Source organism: Pseudomonas sp. FW300-N2F2 (assembly GCF_017351655.1).
In the GTDB taxonomy this organism is placed as follows: domain Bacteria; phylum Pseudomonadota; class Gammaproteobacteria; order Pseudomonadales; family Pseudomonadaceae; genus Aquipseudomonas; species Aquipseudomonas fluorescens_AA.
Genome location: NZ_JACNDQ010000003.1, coordinates 353043 through 369033, shown reverse-complemented (window position 1 = coordinate 369033; position 15991 = coordinate 353043). Strand labels below are relative to the sequence as shown.

Annotated in this window: 16 protein-coding genes; 1 reads left to right on the top strand and 15 read right to left on the bottom strand. The window is 63.3% G+C overall.

The features are described 5' to 3' along the window. Window positions 1–56 precede the first annotated feature (56 nt). Window positions 57–1232, top strand: a complete 1176-nt coding sequence (locus tag J4E63_RS22460) for an MFS transporter (RefSeq protein ID WP_259334254.1) — start codon at window positions 57–59, stop codon at window positions 1230–1232. A 203-nt stretch (window positions 1233–1435) separates the two neighbouring features. Here the strand turns inward: J4E63_RS22460 and gspM are convergent, their stop codons facing one another. From gspM to J4E63_RS22385, 15 genes are all read right to left on the bottom strand, one after another. After that, window positions 1436–1891, bottom strand: coding sequence for a type II secretion system protein GspM (gspM, locus tag J4E63_RS22455; RefSeq protein WP_207283401.1), 456 nt, complete (start codon window positions 1889–1891; stop codon window positions 1436–1438). After that, window positions 1891–2994: a type II secretion system protein GspL gene (gene gspL / locus J4E63_RS22450; RefSeq protein ID WP_207283400.1), complete on the bottom strand. Its 1104-nt coding sequence runs from the start codon at window positions 2992–2994 to the stop codon at window positions 1891–1893. The genes gspM and gspL overlap by 1 nt, the downstream gene beginning before the upstream one ends. Beyond that, window positions 2994–3839: a type II secretion system protein GspK gene (locus tag J4E63_RS22445; RefSeq protein WP_207283399.1), complete on the bottom strand. Its 846-nt coding sequence runs from the start codon at window positions 3837–3839 to the stop codon at window positions 2994–2996. The genes gspL and J4E63_RS22445 overlap by 1 nt, the downstream gene beginning before the upstream one ends. After that, window positions 3836–4369, bottom strand: a complete 534-nt coding sequence (gene gspJ, locus J4E63_RS22440) for a type II secretion system minor pseudopilin GspJ (RefSeq protein ID WP_207283398.1) — start codon at window positions 4367–4369, stop codon at window positions 3836–3838. The genes J4E63_RS22445 and gspJ overlap by 4 nt, the downstream gene beginning before the upstream one ends. Beyond that, entirely contained in the window at window positions 4362–4748 is a 387-nt protein-coding gene (gspI, locus tag J4E63_RS22435) for a type II secretion system minor pseudopilin GspI (protein ID WP_207283397.1), read from the bottom strand. Before gspI ends, gspJ begins: the two co-directional genes overlap by 8 nt. Then, a complete protein-coding gene (gene gspH, locus J4E63_RS22430) occupies window positions 4741–5208 on the bottom strand; it encodes a type II secretion system minor pseudopilin GspH (RefSeq protein ID WP_207283396.1) in 468 nt (155 codons plus the stop codon). Before gspH ends, gspI begins: the two co-directional genes overlap by 8 nt. A gap of 2 nt (window positions 5209–5210) precedes the next feature. Beyond that, complete coding sequence (gene gspG, locus J4E63_RS22425; RefSeq protein WP_207283395.1) at window positions 5211–5669, bottom strand: type II secretion system major pseudopilin GspG; 459 nt, start codon at window positions 5667–5669, stop codon at window positions 5211–5213. Between the two features lie 3 nt (window positions 5670–5672). After that, entirely contained in the window at window positions 5673–6881 is a 1209-nt protein-coding gene (gene gspF, locus J4E63_RS22420; RefSeq protein ID WP_207283394.1) for a type II secretion system inner membrane protein GspF, read from the bottom strand. A 4-nt stretch (window positions 6882–6885) separates the two neighbouring features. Continuing rightward, window positions 6886–8349 (bottom strand): type II secretion system ATPase GspE, encoded by a 1464-nt coding sequence (gene gspE, locus J4E63_RS22415; RefSeq protein WP_207283393.1) that lies wholly within the window; start codon window positions 8347–8349, stop codon window positions 6886–6888. Then, window positions 8346–10271: a type II secretion system secretin GspD gene (gspD, locus tag J4E63_RS22410; RefSeq protein WP_207283392.1), complete on the bottom strand. Its 1926-nt coding sequence runs from the start codon at window positions 10269–10271 to the stop codon at window positions 8346–8348. The genes gspE and gspD overlap by 4 nt, the downstream gene beginning before the upstream one ends. An 8-nt stretch (window positions 10272–10279) precedes the next feature. Further along, window positions 10280–10807, bottom strand: coding sequence for a type II secretion system protein N (locus J4E63_RS22405; protein WP_207283391.1), 528 nt, complete (start codon window positions 10805–10807; stop codon window positions 10280–10282). Continuing rightward, complete coding sequence (locus tag J4E63_RS22400) at window positions 10804–11346, bottom strand: cytochrome b (protein ID WP_207283390.1); 543 nt, start codon at window positions 11344–11346, stop codon at window positions 10804–10806. Before J4E63_RS22400 ends, J4E63_RS22405 begins: the two co-directional genes overlap by 4 nt. 67 nt (window positions 11347–11413) lie before the next feature. Then, entirely contained in the window at window positions 11414–12880 is a 1467-nt protein-coding gene (gbpA, locus tag J4E63_RS22395; RefSeq protein WP_207283389.1) for an N-acetylglucosamine-binding protein GbpA, read from the bottom strand. Between the two features lie 353 nt (window positions 12881–13233). After that, window positions 13234–14301: a uroporphyrinogen decarboxylase gene (hemE, locus tag J4E63_RS22390; RefSeq protein WP_060739552.1), complete on the bottom strand. Its 1068-nt coding sequence runs from the start codon at window positions 14299–14301 to the stop codon at window positions 13234–13236. 253 nt (window positions 14302–14554) lie between these two features. Further along, a complete protein-coding gene (locus tag J4E63_RS22385; RefSeq protein WP_207283388.1) occupies window positions 14555–15973 on the bottom strand; it encodes an FAD-dependent oxidoreductase in 1419 nt (472 codons plus the stop codon). Between the last annotated feature and the right edge of the window lie 18 nt (window positions 15974–15991).

Below are 15991 nucleotides of genomic sequence, written 5' to 3'. Positions count from 1 at the left end.
CGCAGGACGATACCGTCGCCGAACTCAAGGACATCTACATCGAGAAAGGCACGCCGATGTTCATGCGCACGGTGCTGGCGCTGTTCTGCGGTGGCTTTGCGACCTTTGCCCTGCTGTATTGCGTGCAACCGATGATGCCGCTGCTGTCCAGGGAGTTTTCCATCAACGCGGCGCAGAGCAGCCTGATCCTGTCGGTGGCGACCGGCCTGCTCGCCATCGGCCTGTTGATCACTGGCCCGATTTCCGACCGCATCGGCCGCAAATCGGTGATGGTGACGGCGCTGTTCGCCGCGTCGGTGTGCACGATCGCCAGCGCCATGATGCCGACCTGGCAAGGCGTCCTGCTGCTGCGCGCCTTGGTCGGGCTGTCGTTGAGCGGGTTGGCGGCGGTCGCGATGACGTATCTGAGCGAAGAGATTCATCCCAAGCACATCGGCCTGGCGATGGGGCTGTATATCGCTGGCAACGCCATCGGCGGCATGTGCGGGCGCCTGATCACCGGGGTCTTGATCGACTTCGTCAGTTGGCACACCGCGATGCTGGTGATTGGCGGCCTGGCGTTGATCGCGGCGGCGGTGTTCTGGCGGATTCTTCCCGAGTCACGCAACTTCCGTCCCCGTTCGCTGCACCCGCGCAGTCTGCTGGATGGTTTCACCCTGCACTTTCGCGACGCCGGGTTGCCGCTGCTGTTTCTCGAAGCCTTCGTGCTGATGGGCGCGTTCGTGACGCTGTTCAACTACATCGGCTACCGCCTGCTGGCCGAGCCTTATCATCTGGACCAGGCCTTCGTCGGGTTGCTGTCGGTGGTGTACCTGTCGGGCATCTACAGCTCGGCCAAAGTCGGCGCACTGGCGGACAGACTCGGTCGCCGCAAAATGCTCTGGGCGACCATCGCGCTGATGCTGTCCGGCCTCGTGCTGACCATGGCCACCCCGCTGTGGCTGGTGGTCCTGGGCATGTTGGTGTTCACCTTCGGTTTCTTCGGCGCCCATTCGGTCGCCAGTAGCTGGATCGGCCGCCGCGCCCTCAGGGCCAAGGGCCAGGCTTCGTCACTTTATCTGTTCAGCTACTACGCCGGATCCAGCGTGGCAGGTACGGCCGGCGGCGTGGCCTGGCACCTGGGCGGCTGGAACGGGATCGGCCTGTTCATCGGTGGCTTGCTGGTGATTGCGTTGTGGGTGGCGGTGAAGCTGGCGAAATTGCCGTTGTTGCCGGGGAATGTGCAGGTCTAGCCATCGCTATCCACATCGGGAACAAAGTGGACACTTTGTGGCGAGGGAGCTTGCTCCCGCTGGGTGGCGCAGCCGCCCCAAAACCAGCCACCGCGGTGCAACAGGTAAACCCTGTAAACCCGTTTACGACTGCTGCGCAGCCGAGCGGGAGCAAGCTCCCTCGCCACAAAGGCCACTCGTGCCCTGATCAAAACTGCCGTGTGTCATTGGCGCAAAACCACTCGCGCGCCCAACACACCATTCTCCACTTCCAACGTCAGCGACCGCAGCACCGCGCCTTCTCGCTCCTGTTGATCCAACCAATGCAGCAACGCACTCGCATCACCACTGACGGCGAGTCGCAACGAGTCGCCGTCGACCTCCATTTGCGCCATGTCCAATCCCGCCGCTGTCGCACTTTCATTGACCCGCACCGACAAGGGTCGCGTGGCGACAGTCATATCCCGGGTGGGTTCGGCACGCTGGATCCGGGCGTTCAGTTCGGCCTGTTGTTGATACTGGCGTTCGGCAACCTCCCGTCGTTGCCAGGTCGGTTGCCAAATCGCGGTGTAGGCCAGCGCCACCGACAACGCCCCGACAAGCCCCAGCAACAGCCCTTGTTCTCGGCGCGACAGGCTTCCCCACGTCTGTTTCAAGACCCGCCATCGATCGACGTTCATCAACTGTTCTCCAGTGTGAGGATGGCCTGCACCCGATTGTTCTGTTTGCTCGCGCTGCCCAGGGTGACGGGCAAGCCGTTTTGCTGCCCGCGTTCACGCAGTTGTTCAAGCTCGACGAAACTGTTCGCCGTCAACTGGATCTTCCAGCCTTCGCCTTCACGAAAATCGATGCGTTGCACCTCGACGTTACTGGCGCCAATGACCCGCTCGGTCAGACGGGCCAGGCGCGCGACCTGAGTGTCGTGGCTTTGCCCGCGCCGACTCTGCAATGCCTGGAACTGCGCCGCCAGGTCGACGATCCGCTCCTGCCCGGGGTACAGCGACCTGAACCGCTGCTCACTTTGGGCATACAAAAGCCGGGTTTCGCTTTCAAGAAAACGTACGCGGGCATCGCAAAAAGCCCAGGTGAGCACCAACATGCCCAGTGCCACCGCCGAAGCGCCACGCCATGGCAGCGATCGACGACGTCGACGGAACTCACCTTGCAACAGGTCGATGGGGCGTCCACCCGCGCTCAGCAGCCATTCATCGATGCCAGGGCAATCGCGCTCTTCGTCCAGCCAATGAATGTCCTCGGGCAGGCCGGGCTTGAGCGCCGCCAGGGCCCGTGCCGACAACGCCACCCGCGCCGGCAGCCCTGCGCCCAACAACCAGCGCCCGAACCAACGCACGCCCAATGCCTGGTCATCGGCAAGCAGGTCGGCATCGACATGCACCGCCCGCGTATCGATGCCTTGTTCGGCGAGCAGCGCCAGCAGCGCCTGGAACCGGGCCCGCTCCGTCACCATCAGCGGATAGCGGTGCTGACGATCCCGCGGGCCGACGCTGATGTGCAGCGCCTCCAGGTTTTCACTCAGTTGTTCTTCGATGGCGAATGCCAGGGCGTGGGGCCGGGGCTGGCGTCGAGAGGGCCACGGATCGCTGCGCAACCAACTGCACATTTCCATCGGCAACAGCACATCGACGGGCCGGCCGCTCAACTCGCCGGCCGCCTCGTGCAACGGCAGGCGACGACGCTCGCCGGTGGGCGACCACACGCAGCACGGCCAGTTGGCGCAAGGCGCCGCCAGGCCCTCGGCGGTCAGGTAAAGCCAGGTTTTCATCAAGGAAGCTCACTGGGGCTGAAGGGTAAGAAACGTCGCTGACGAACCGTCCAGCGCCCGCTGACAGAATCACGCTCGATATCCGAGGCCAGGCGCAGACGGCTGTCGGCATGGATCACGCTCACGGTGATTCGAAACCAGCGACTGCCCACCCCCAGCCCATGGCTGCTGAGGCCCATGCCGGACAGCAACGGGTCGTTGGTAAACGCCTGCACGCTGGGGTATGGCGCGTGGCGACGCTGGTTGACCAACGCCTGGGCGGCCCCCGCCTCCATGCCCTCGAGGGTCATCAGCACGCGCTGCGGGGCGGTATTGATGTTCATCCGCGCCTCCTTGGGCAGCAACGCCACCCAGGGCTCCAGGCGCCGTAGCGTCGGGCCGTCGATGCCCGGCAATAGCCGCAGTTGACTCAACTCCTGTATCGGTCCGACCTGGGGCAACGACAGCGGCGGCAGATCCAACGAGGCCAGCAAGCGGGTCCAGCGACCGAGGGTGACCTGATCGATTTGCCCCTGGGCCAGCAGCCCATTGAGATTCAAACGCCCAGACAAATCCTCGATACCGATGTGCAGCGCGGCGCCGTCCATTTCCATGGCAGGCCCGAGCCGGGCCCAATCCTGGCTCAGGTCAACGGGCCCGGACGGCGTTATCCCGCTGCTTTCCAAGACCACCCGCGCCCAGTCCTCCCCAGCCAATCCCAATTGCCGCAACTGGACCTGTTGCAGTTGCTGCGCGCTGCTGTGCAACAGCAGGCGATGGCTGCGCAACAGCCCACCGACCAGCAGCAATGCCAGGCTCAACACCAGCAGCACGCTGATCAGCGCCATGCCACGTTGGCGCTTCATGGCAACGCCTCCGGCAACAGCAGCACGCGGCGGATCTGTTCGAAACGCCCCGCAGACACGCTCAACTCCAACGCCAACGGCGAGGTACCGCTCGCGGTTTCACCGCGCCAGCCCCGTTGCCGGTCGAACACGCGCCAGCTCAGGCTGCGGACGTCGTCGAGCAATATCTGCCGCTGCACAAGCGTCATGCCTTCGCCGACACTCTCGCGCCATAACGTGCCGCCCTTGAGCTGATAGCTGACTGTTTGCCGTTCGCTGCGAGGCTGGTCCAGTGGGTTGCGCCAATGGCTGCGCTGCAACTGCAAATGCCCGGGCGCGAGCACGACCGAGTCGGCAACCGCCTGCCACACATCCCGTTCGATCACGCCGACAGCACGCTGCAAGGCCCTGATGTCGCGCTCATGCTGAGCGGCTCCCTGCTGGGTCCGCACGACCCCATCGAACAACCGCCAACTGGCCAGGCCGAGCAAGGCAAAAATGGCGATGGCGATGACCAGCTCCAGCAAGGTGAAACCCGCTTGCCTATTCATGATGGCTGCGGACCCAGCCGATGGTGCGGTGCGCGACGGTCGCACTGTCGTCGCGGCTGACCTGGATCTCGACCTGCAACAGGCGTCCATCACGGGCCGGGGCGATACGCTGTTGCAAGACCCAAGCGCGGCGATCCAGGTGCCGGTTCAGTCGCTGTTGTCCGGGCGACGTGATGACTTCCAGGCGCAGTTCGCTCAGTTGATTGTCCGCCAGCCAGGCGCCGAACAGACGCTCCTCAAGCCCGACGCTTTGCTTGAGCACGAACTGGCTGGCCGAAAGTACGGCCGCCGCCAGCGTCGCGAAAATCGCCAGGGCGATCATGACTTCCAACAGCGTGAAACCCTGGCAACCGGCGGCCTGCCTGCGCGCGTTACTCATCGATCAGCGGCTCCGCCAGGCCATCGCTCGATACTCGGGCAGCTGTCTGCCCAGCGACATTGATGAACAGCTTGAACGGACTGATCTCGTCACTGCTGAGCATCAGCAACTGGGGTGAGCCTTGAACGGCATCGAGCGACAGGACATGACCGTCCAGCTCCAACCCGAGCGTCAAGCCCTCGGGCAATCGATGCGGCACCGACACCGCCGTCCAGCCCTGGACTTCGAGTCGCAACGCCTGATAACTGCCGGGCTGCACGTGCACACCATATTCCTGCCCGTCCAGTACCGCCCGCTCGCGCAACTGCTGCACCAGCGCAACGAAATCCCGGGCTTGCTGGCGGGCTTCACGCGCCGGGCCCGGCCCGGTGGCGAAGCGGACCATGCCCGCCAGGACGCCGATCAAAACGATCACGACCATCAGCTCCAACAAGGTGAAGCCCCGGCAACGACGCGGCATGTTCACTCGGCCCAATTGCCGATGTCGGCCGCCATCCCTTCACCACCCGACACGCCATCGGCGCCCAGGGAGTAGAGGTCATAGCCGCCATCGAGGGATTTGTGCCCGGGGTTGAGGTACTGGTAGGGCGTGCCCCAAGGGTCGACCGGCAAGCTTTTCAGATAACCCTGGGGGTTCCAGTTCCTGGCCGCGGGGGTACCGGACGGGCGTTTGCTCAACGCCTCCAGGCCTTGTTGGGTCGAGGGGTACTGGAAGTTGTCGAGGCGGTACATTTCCAGGGCCGTGGCGATCGCCTGGATATCGGTGCGGGCGGCCGTGACCTTGGCCTGGTCGGGTCGGCTCATGAACTGCGGCACGACGATGGCGCCCAGTACGCCAATGATGACCACCACCACCATGATTTCGATCAGGGTAAAACCACGTTGTTGATGGCGTGCGGGTCGCTTGCTTTGGAGTTTCATCGGTCAGTTCACCAATTGGTTGAGGCTAAGGATGGGGAGGAGGATGGCCATGACGATCAGCAGCACGACGCCACCCATCAGCACCAACATGGCCGGTTCGAAAAGGCTCACCACCAGCGCGATGCGCGCCGCGAGGCTGGCTTCCTGTTGTTCGGCGGCCCGGGCCAGCATGTTGTCGAGTTCGCCGGCCCGTTCGCCGCTGGCGATCATGTGCAGCATCAGCGGCGGAATATCACCGCCCTGCTCCAGGCCACGAGTCAGGGTCCCGCCCTCACGTACCGAACGTGCAACGTCCGCCATGCGGGCGCGGATCGTCAGGTTGCCGATCACCTGGGCGGCGATGTGCAAGGCCTCCACCAGCGGCACCGCGCTTTTGCTCAGGATCGCCAAGGTGCTGGCGAATCGTGCCGCTTCCATCGCCCGCAGCACCTCGCCCAGCAGCGGCAGCCGCAGCAACAAGCGATGCCAGCGCAGGCGCCACGCCGGTTGGCGCAAGCTCCAGCGCCACAACCCGAACAGCCCGGCCAGGGCACCGAGCAGCACCAGGCCATGGCGACGCAAGCCGTCGCTCACGGCGATCAGTGCCTGGGTCAGCCAGGGCAACGGCTGACCGCTGTCGATGAAAATCTTCACCACATCCGGCACCACATAACCCAGCAGGAACGCGACAATCGCGACACAGGCCAGCATCAGGATCAGCGGGTACACCAACGCCAGTTGAATGCGCTGGCGCGAGGCCTGGCGCGCCTGGGTGTAACTCGCCAATTGTTCCAACACCTGCCCCAGGTGACCCGACTGCTCGCCCGCCGCGACCGTGGCGCAGAACAGTTCGGGGAACGCTTGAGGGAAGGCCCTCAGTGCCGTCGCCAACGCGTGGCCTTCCATCACCCGGCTGCGCACCGCCGCCAGCAGGTGGGCAACGCGCCGTTTCTGGCTCTGTTGCGCCACCGCCCCCAAGGACTCCTCAAGGGGCAGGCCGGCCTGGATCAAAGTGGACAGCTGCAACGTCAGCAACGCCAGATCCGCCGGGCCCAGGCGCCCCCCGGCATGGAGCCCGCCCAGGACTCGCTGGTCCCTGGCTTGCGCCAGCTCGCTGGGCAGCAAGCCGCGCTCGCGCAACAACTGTCGAGCATGGCGGGGGCTGTCGGCTTCCACGCGGCCCTTGCAGCGTCGGCCCTGGGTGTTTTCAGCCCGATAATCGAAGGTCGGCATGGCGCTAATCCTCCTGGGTGATGCGCAGCAGTTCGTCGACGCTGGTCAGGCCTTCCAGCACGCGCTGGCGACCGTCCTGGAACAGGCTGCGGGAGGTCTTGCGGGCCTCGGCGGCTAGCGCCTGCTCGGTGGCGCCCTGGTGAATCAACTGCGACAGAGCGGCGTTGACATGCACCAGCTCATAGATGCCGAAGCGCCCGCGATAGCCTTTCTGGCATCGCTCGCAGCCCTGGGCCTTGAACAACCTGGGCGCGGCATCGGCGTCGAGGCCCAGGCGCCGACACGTGGCGGCGTCGGCCACATAAGGGGCTTTGCAGGAAGGGCACAGACAGCGCAACAAACGCTGGGCGACGATGCCGGCCAGGGACGACGCCAGCAGATACGCATCCACGCCCATGTCCACCAGCCGCGTGACCGCGCCGACGGCGGTGTTGGTGTGCAGGGTCGAGAGCACCAAGTGCCCGGTCAGCGACGCCTGGACGGCGATTTCGGCGGTCTCGCGATCGCGTATTTCGCCGACCATCACCACGTCCGGGTCCTGGCGCAAAATGGCCCGCAAACCGCGGGCGAAGGTCATGTCGACTTTCGGGTTGACCGGCATCTGGCCGATACCCGGCAGGTGATATTCGATGGGGTCTTCGACCGTGAGGATGTTGCGGCTCTGGTCGTTGATGCTGCTCAGCGCCGCGTACAGGCTGGTGGTCTTCCCCGACCCCGTGGGCCCGGTGACCAACACGATGCCATGGGGCTTGCCGAGCAACTGGCGCAGGCTCGCCAGGGTGTCGTCGGGCAGGCCCAGGCGTTGCAGATCCAGACGCCCGGCCTGCTTGTCGAGCAAGCGCAACACCACCCGCTCGCCATGGGCCGAAGGCAGGGTCGAGACTCGCACATCGACCTCGTGCCCAGCCAGGCGCAACGCCATCCGACCGTCTTGGGGCACGCGTTTTTCGGCGATGTCCAGGCGCGCCATGACCTTGATCCGCGACACCAGCAGGTTCGCCAGTTCCCGGCGCGGGCGCAGCATTTCCTGCAACTGCCCGTCGATGCGCATGCGCACCGACAGGTATTGCTCGAACGTTTCCAGGTGCACATCCGAGGCATGCTCGCGGACCGCTTCGCTGAGCAATGCATTGATCAGGCGAATGATCGGCGCATCACCCTGCTGCTCCAACAGGTCGGTGGTCTGCGGCATCTGGTCGGCCAGGCTGAGCAGGTCCAGTTCCTCGTCCAGGCCTTGGGCCACCTGCTCGGCAGCGCTTTGGCCCTGGCGATAGACGCTGGCCAGGCGTGCGGCGAACTGCGCCGGCGCCAGGACCTGTACAGGTAGATCCCGCCCACACAGGCGCCGGACTTCAGCCACGGCAGTCAGGGGCGTGTCGCTGCGCATCGCCAGGCTCAAGGTCGGCCCCGCGCCTTCCAGCAGCACGCCCAGGCGCCTGGCGAAACCAAAGGGCAACGGCTCGCTCACAGGCCCTCCGGCTGCGGTGGGCGCACGTTGACCGCCGGCTCCTGCGCAGACGATTCGAACAACTGGCGGGCGTCCCGGGGCAGCAGCAGCGAATTGTTTTTCCGCGAGCCAGGTTTGCTCAGCTCCCGGAGCGCGTCGTAGCGTTGCCGGCTGACATCGGCCAGGTCTTCGCTGCTGCGCACGATGGTCGGGCGCAGGAACACCATCAAGTTGCTTTTGGTCTGGGTGTCGCGGTTCCAGCGAAACAACGCGCCCAGGTAGGGAATACTGCGCAGCAGCGGCACACCGCTTTGCTGGCTGCGGACACTGTCGCGGATCAGGCCACCGATCACGATGATCTCGCCATCGTCCGCCAGGATCGTGCTCTTCAAGGCGCGCTTGTTGGTGATCAGGTCCGAGGAGTCCACACCAGAGACCGACGGCGCGATGTCCGACACCTCCTGCTCGACTTCAAGGCGCAAGGTCGAGCCTTCGTTGATGTAAGGCTTGACCTTGAGGCTGATACCCACGTCCTTGCGCTCCACTGTGGTGAACGGATTGTCCGCGCCGTTGCCGCTGGTGGCGTAGGAACCCGTCTTGAACGGAACGTTCTGGCCCACGATGATTTCCGCTTCCTGGTTATCCAGGGTCAGCAGGCTGGGGGTGGACAGCAGGTTGCTGTGGGCATTGCTCGCCAGCGCCGAGACCAGCGCACTGAAGCGATCGCCACCGAGGCGCAGGAATGCGCTTTCCTTGGTTTTATCCAGCTTGTTGAAGTCCAGGCCGATGATCGGGATATCGGTTCCCGGGAAATTGATGCTCCCTGTCGCGCTGCCGCTCTTGAGTCCCCACTGCACCCCCAGCGCTTCGGAAATATCTCCGCTCACCTCGACGATGGCCGCATGAATGAGCACCTGGGCCCGGGGTTGGTCCAGCTCCCGGACGATGTTCTCGATGATGCGGACCTGGGCCGGTTCGGCGATCAGGACCAAGGCATTCTGGCTTTCATCGGCCTTGATCCTGAATGGGCTGGCACCCGTGGTTTCCCGTTGGCCAGCGAGGGCGGGTGTGGATTTCCTATCCTGGCCGACACCTTCCAGTACCTCGGCCAACTGTTTGGCATCGCTGTGACGCAGACGGATGACCCGGGCGTTGTCTTGGGAGGCGGCTGCCGGTACGTCCAGGGTCCGGGCCAGGTCGACCAGGCGTTGACGCACCGCTGGCGCGCCGATGATCACCAGCCGATTGCTGCGGGCATCGGCGATCACCACGCCCGCCGTATCCCCCTCGCGCTTGCCGCCGGAGGCTTCCACGAGTGGGGCGATGTCCCCGGCCTGGGCGTGCTTCAAGCGCACCACCACGTGATTGCGGTTGCGTCCTGAATCCAACCGTTGCACCACGCCGGCGATGCGCTGGACGTTGGCGGCGGTGTCGGTGACTACCAGGGCGTTGGACGATACCGAAGGACCGACGTAACCATTGGCCGATACCAAGGGGCGGATCAGCCCGGCGACGTCGGCAGCGATGCTCGATTGCAGGTCGAGGACCCGGGTGACGAACTGCGACGGTGTGGCGCTTTGTTCGTCGGCGACACCGGCACGCGTCTTGGCATCGCTGACCGGCGTGATCAGGATCCGCTCGCCTTCGTCGATCACGGTGAAGTTATGGGCGTCGAGTACCGAATAGAACAACCGCCGCACCCCTTCGCGGTCCAGCGCCTCACGGGACATGACCGTAATGCGCCCCGACACCCGGGGATCGAGCACCACGGTCTTGCCCAGGATCGCGGAGAACTCTTCGACCACATCGCGCAGTTCCGCGTTGTTCATCGCCAGTTGCCACTGGGCCTCTTCGGCCTGCAGCCAACCGGCGGGCGTCAGCAGGCAAGACGCGGCGAGGCAGAACAGGACACGCGAAACACGGCCCCGGATAAAGCTGTTCATGAATTCGATCACTCTGATTGCCCAGCCACCGGGCGTAGGTATTGCGAGGAATGCAGCGCGGCATGGCCCCCGTCTTCAAGGCTCAGCCGGCGCAGCAAGGGTTTGGCTACGGGTTGCAGGGCCAAGCGCTCTTCACGTCCGTTACGCCACAACGTCACATGGCTGGCCTCGACCCGGCGCAGCACGCTGCCACCCGGCAAACGCTCGCCCACCTGGTAAATGCGCGGGCCGGCGGCGTCCGCCAGCAAAGCCCGCGACAAACCTTGGCCAGCGACAAAACTGGCTTGCAACGTGATCGGTTCGGCGCTTGGCGCCTGGGCACCTTCAGGCGCCAGGCCGAGCACAGTCGCTACCGCTTGGACGTTGGGCAAGTCGCGATGCGGCGCCACCGGCGAGTCGCTCACCACCGGCACGTCACGGCCCAGTGCCTGGCGAAAACGCCATTCCTGCCCGGCCAGCAATGCCCCATAGAGCAGCGGCACGAGCAGCAGCGCCAGCGTCGGCAAACGGCTGCCGACCCGCAACGGCAGGCTCAACTTTGCACTCGCGGGAGGGTGACCGCCGGCTTGGCGAAGGACATCCGGCGCACCACCCTACGCCCGGAAAACTCATGCCAGAGCACCGCGCACAGGTGCAACGCGACAAGCATCGAAAGCACCATGCAAGACTGCACGTGGATCGTGTTGGCCAGTTCGATCAACGCCGGATCAGCCAATGGCTGAGGAAATCGAACGAGGCCGAAGACACTGATGGCGCTTTTCATCATCAGCACGCCGGTCACCAGCACGACGCCGATCACCAGGTAGATCAGCGCGTGCACCGCCAAGGCCAGCCTCTTGTTCAAGGAAAGCGCCGTCCCATGGGGCTCCCGTTCGCACACGAACAGCCAGGTCCGCCATACGAAAAACGGAATGAACAGCGTGGTCAGCGACACATTGAATGACCCGACCCATTGTTGGGTCGAAGCGGACACCGGGTTGAACGCCACATAAAAACCGGACGCCAACGCCCACAGGATAATGACCGCCGACAACCAGTGCAGCAGCACCCGCCGCCTTGAGTAATTGATAGACATCACTGCGTTCTCGTCTGAAGGCCCCAGGCAACCCGTGCGGATCGCCTGGGGCCATGCCTGTCAGGACTTACAACTTGTCCCAGGCGCTTTGCCACGACGCACCGACACCTGGCTCGAAACCGTTCGACGTCGGGGTGTATTGCTTGCAGTAGCCGGACGCTGGGAACGGCTTGCATTCGAAGACTTCGTCAGTCGCGCGCTGCAGCACTTTCGTGCCGGCGGTGTACTCGCTGATGCCATTAGGGAATTCGAAGTCGTACTCGATGCCTACGCCCTCGCCGGTCAGGGTGACCGCTTGGGTCTCCTGGCGAGTGGTACGGCCGTCTACGGTAGTCCCCACCAGCGTCAGGGTGTGCGCGCCTGGGGCGCTGCGCACGTCCAGGTTCAGGCCGGTGCTGCCTGCGCCCACGGTCTGGCTCACGACACCCACCTGCTTGTTCTTTTCATCGAACAGAGTGGCTTCGAGATTCATGCTGCGGTTGGTCTGCGCAGTGAACGCCATGCTGACCCGACCTTTGTCGAGGACGTACTCGGGTTGCAGGGAGGAAATCTCCATGCTGGCGCTGGCGTCTTCGCGCATGTCCAGTTGCACTTCGTAGCGCGTCACAGCGCTTTCTTTCTGGGCATACAGGCTGTTGGCGCCCTTGGCCGGCGCGATGTTGCCGTCCTCGTCCCGAACACCGGCACGAATGAGCGGATAGGCCCTGTTGAGGGCCTCGGCCAGTTTGAACGACCAGTTTTCCGCCTTGCCTTCCTCAGCGTTGTCGATGCTGATTTCCAGGCTGTACTCGGCATTTTCGCCGCTGGCGGAGAATGCCCGGGCCTTGACCTTGTCGCCCACCAGCAACGGGGTCGATGGCGCAATGCTGCCCACCGCCGACCAGCCGCCCGGCAACGCAGCTTCGGCGAGGATGTTCACATCAATCGGGTTGTAGAACGCGTTGTCCGTGTCGCCCACCGTCCAGACCGCCAGGACAACGTGATGACCCGTCTTGCTGTCGGGAATGACGCAGTTGTGCGGGGCACCTGCTACCGGAACTTGATTACCGCCATCCACCGTACAGAACGGCGTGGTGTCGAACGAGGCACGCTTGAGCACTTCGTTCGGGTTCCAACCGTCGCGGGTAATGAAATACTCATGTTTGGTCGCCGGGTGTGCTGCGGAGTATTGCCATTGGAAGACAATGTTGCGGTCCTTGATTTCAGTCAGGTGCCAGCGCGAAGCCGATTGCGCATCAAGGGCAGAAAACAGGGCACTGCCGCCGCTGGCGATCTTGCCATCGACAGGGCCTTGCAGTGGCGCGCCACCGGCTCCATTCGGGAATCCCTTGAAGGTTTCGCCGGTACTCTGCGGCTCGTATTGCGCGTCGCCGCAGTGCTGGTTGACACCTTTCTGGCACAACAATGCGCGAGAAGGCGGCACTTCGACGAAACCGTGGGCCAGCACACTTTGGGATGTCGCCATGGCCGACAACAGAACTAGCGAGGACGCACACCCCGTTAATACATTGTTCCTGCTGAAGTTGTTCTTCATATAAATTCCAGACTAGTCATCAAAAATGAAAGACGTATCACCGTCCTCTTGAAAGGTGCGCCAGACCGCTCAGCGCCTGCCCTTGCAAGTGCCCGGAACCTTATAGAAAGTTGAATATTTCATGTGTAGGACAAATCTCTCAACTTAGAAGGAATGATCTCTGAATCAATTTCCCCTACATAACTTGAGAAACTTCTTACGAATAGAAATAACTATCGGAAAAAAGACAAATAAACACAAACAAACACGTCAGGCATAACTACCGACTGGGTTTATGGCGGATCGTTAAACAAGCGAGCAATAAAAAGCCTGTCCGGCACAGGTCCGGACAGGCTGGGTGACAGGGGCAGCAATCAGACGTGATATTGCGCCGACAACTCATGCACCGCCCGCAGGAAGGCGCCGGCGTGTTCTGGATCGACTTCCGGGGTGATGCCATGGCCCAGGTTGAACACATGCCCGCTGCCACTGCCGTAGCTGGCCAGGATGCGTCCGACTTCAGCGCGGATGGCTTCAGGCTTGGCGTAGAGCACGGTGGGGTCCATGTTGCCTTGCAGGGCGACCTTGTGACCGACACGTTCGCGGGCATTGCCAATGTCGCAGGTCCAATCCAGGCCCAGGGCGTCGGCGCCGGCCTCGGCGATGCTTTCCAGCCACAGGCCGCCATTCTTGGTGAACAGGATCACCGGGACTGTGCGACCTTCGTGCTCGCGGATCAGGCCGCTGACGATCTTGCGCATGTAGGCCAGGGAAAACTCCTGGTATGCCGCCGCCGACAGGTTGCCGCCCCAGGTATCGAAGATCTGCACCGCTTGCGCGCCGGCCAGGATCTGGCCGTTGAGGTAGGACGTGACCGACTGGGCCAGCTTGTCCAGCAACAGGTGCATGGCTTGGGGGTTGTCGTAGAGCATGGCCTTGGTCTTGCGGAAGTCCTTCGACGAACCGCCTTCGACCATGTAGGTCGCCAGGGTCCAGGGGCTGCCGGAGAAACCGATCAGCGGCACGCGCCCGTTGAGTTCACGGCGAATGGTGCTGACCGCGTCCATGACGTAGCCCAGGTCCTTCTGCGGATCGGGAATCGGCAGGGCCTCGATGTCGGCCAGGGTGCTGACGACTTTCTTGAAACGCGGGCCTTCGCCGGTCTCGAAGTACAAGCCCTGCCCCATGGCGTCGGGAATGGTGAGGATGTCGGAGAACAGGATCGCCGCGTCCAACTGCGGATAACGGTCCAGCGGCTGCATCGTGACTTCGCAGGCGAACTGGGGGTTCATGCACAGGCTCATGAAGTCACCGGCCTTGGCGCGGCTGGCGCGGTACTCCGGCAGATAGCGACCGGCCTGGCGCATCATCCATACGGGGGTGACGTCCACAGGTTGCTTGAGCAGGGCGCGAAGGAAACGGTCGTTCTTCAGGGCAGTCATGTCGGCATCCGGAAAAAAAGTGCGGGCATTTTCTCAGAGCGCGACGCAAAAGGCACGGCAAGAGCCGTGCCTTTTATCTATCGGGGCAATTTGTCGCGGTGCCATGCAATATTCAGCAACACCACAAAACAACTGTGGGAGCGAGCTTGCTCGCGATGAGGGCGTCAAATTCAACATGTTCGTCGACTGATCCGCCGCTATCGCGAGCAAGCTCGCTCCCACATTTTGATCGCATTCCAGCGTTAGGAAGTGATCAGACCCCCAGGTAATCCAGAATCCCTTCCGCCGCATTGCGGCCTTCGAAGATCGCCGTCACCACCAGGTCGGAACCCCGGACCATGTCGCCTCCGGCGAAGATCTTCGGGTTGCTGGTCTGGTGCTTGTACTGGCCCTGCTCCGGGGCCACGACGCGGCCCTGGCTGTCGGTATGGATGCTGAACTGCTCGAACCACGGTGCCGGGCTCGGGCGGAAGCCGAAGGCGATGACCACGGCGTCGGCCGGGATGATCTCTTCGGAACCAGGGATCGGCTCGGGGCTGCGACGGCCACGGGCGTCCGGTTCGCCGAGACGGGTCTCGACCACCTTCACGCCTTCGACCTTGTCTTCACCGACAATGGCGATCGGCTGGCGGTTGTAGAGGAATTTCACGCCTTCTTCCTTGGCGTTCTTCACCTCTTTGCGCGAGCCGGGCATGTTCGCTTCGTCGCGACGATAGGCGCAGGTCACCGACTTGGCGCCCTGGCGAATCGACGTGCGGTTGCAGTCCATCGCCGTGTCGCCACCGCCAAGCACCACAACCTTCTTGCCTTTCATGTCGACGAAATCTTCCGGCGACTTTTCAAAGCCCAGGTTGCGGTTGACGTTGGCGATCAGGAAGTCGAGTGCATCGTAGACGCCCGGCAGGTCCTCACCGGCAAAGCCACCCTTCATGTAGGTGTAGGTGCCCATGCCCATGAAGACCGCATCGTATTCCTCGAGCAGTTGCTCCATGGTCACGTCCTTGCCCACCTCGGTGTTCAGGCGGAACTCGATGCCCATGCCGGTGAAGACTTCGCGACGATTGCTCAGCACGGTCTTTTCCAGCTTGAACTCGGGGATGCCAAAGGTCAGCAGGCCACCGATTTCCGGGTTCTTGTCGAACACCACCGGGGTCACGCCACCGCGTACCAGCACGTCGGCACAGCCCAGGCCCGCCGGGCCAGCACCGATGATCGCCACGCGCTTGCCGGTCGGCTTGACCTTGGACATATCCGGGCGCCAGCCCATGGCGAACGCGGTGTCGGTGATGTACTTCTCCACCGAACCGATGGTCACCGCGCCAAAACCGTCGTTGAGGGTGCAGGCACCTTCACACAGGCGATCCTGCGGGCACACCCGGCCGCAGACTTCCGGCAGGGTGTTGGTCTGGTGGGACAGCTCGGCGGCCTGGAGGATGTTGCCCTCGGCCACCAGTTTCAGCCAGTTGGGAATGAAGTTGTGCACCGGGCACTTCCATTCGCAATACGGGTTACCGCAACCCAGGCAGCGGTGGGCCTGGTCGGCCGACTGCTGGGGTTTGAAAGGCTCGTAGATTTCCACGAACTCTTTCTTGCGTTGACGCAACAGTTTCTTCTTCGGATCCTTGCGCCCGACATCGATGAACTGGAAGTCGTTATTCAGACGTTCAGCCATTGTTAAAACCTCATCAAA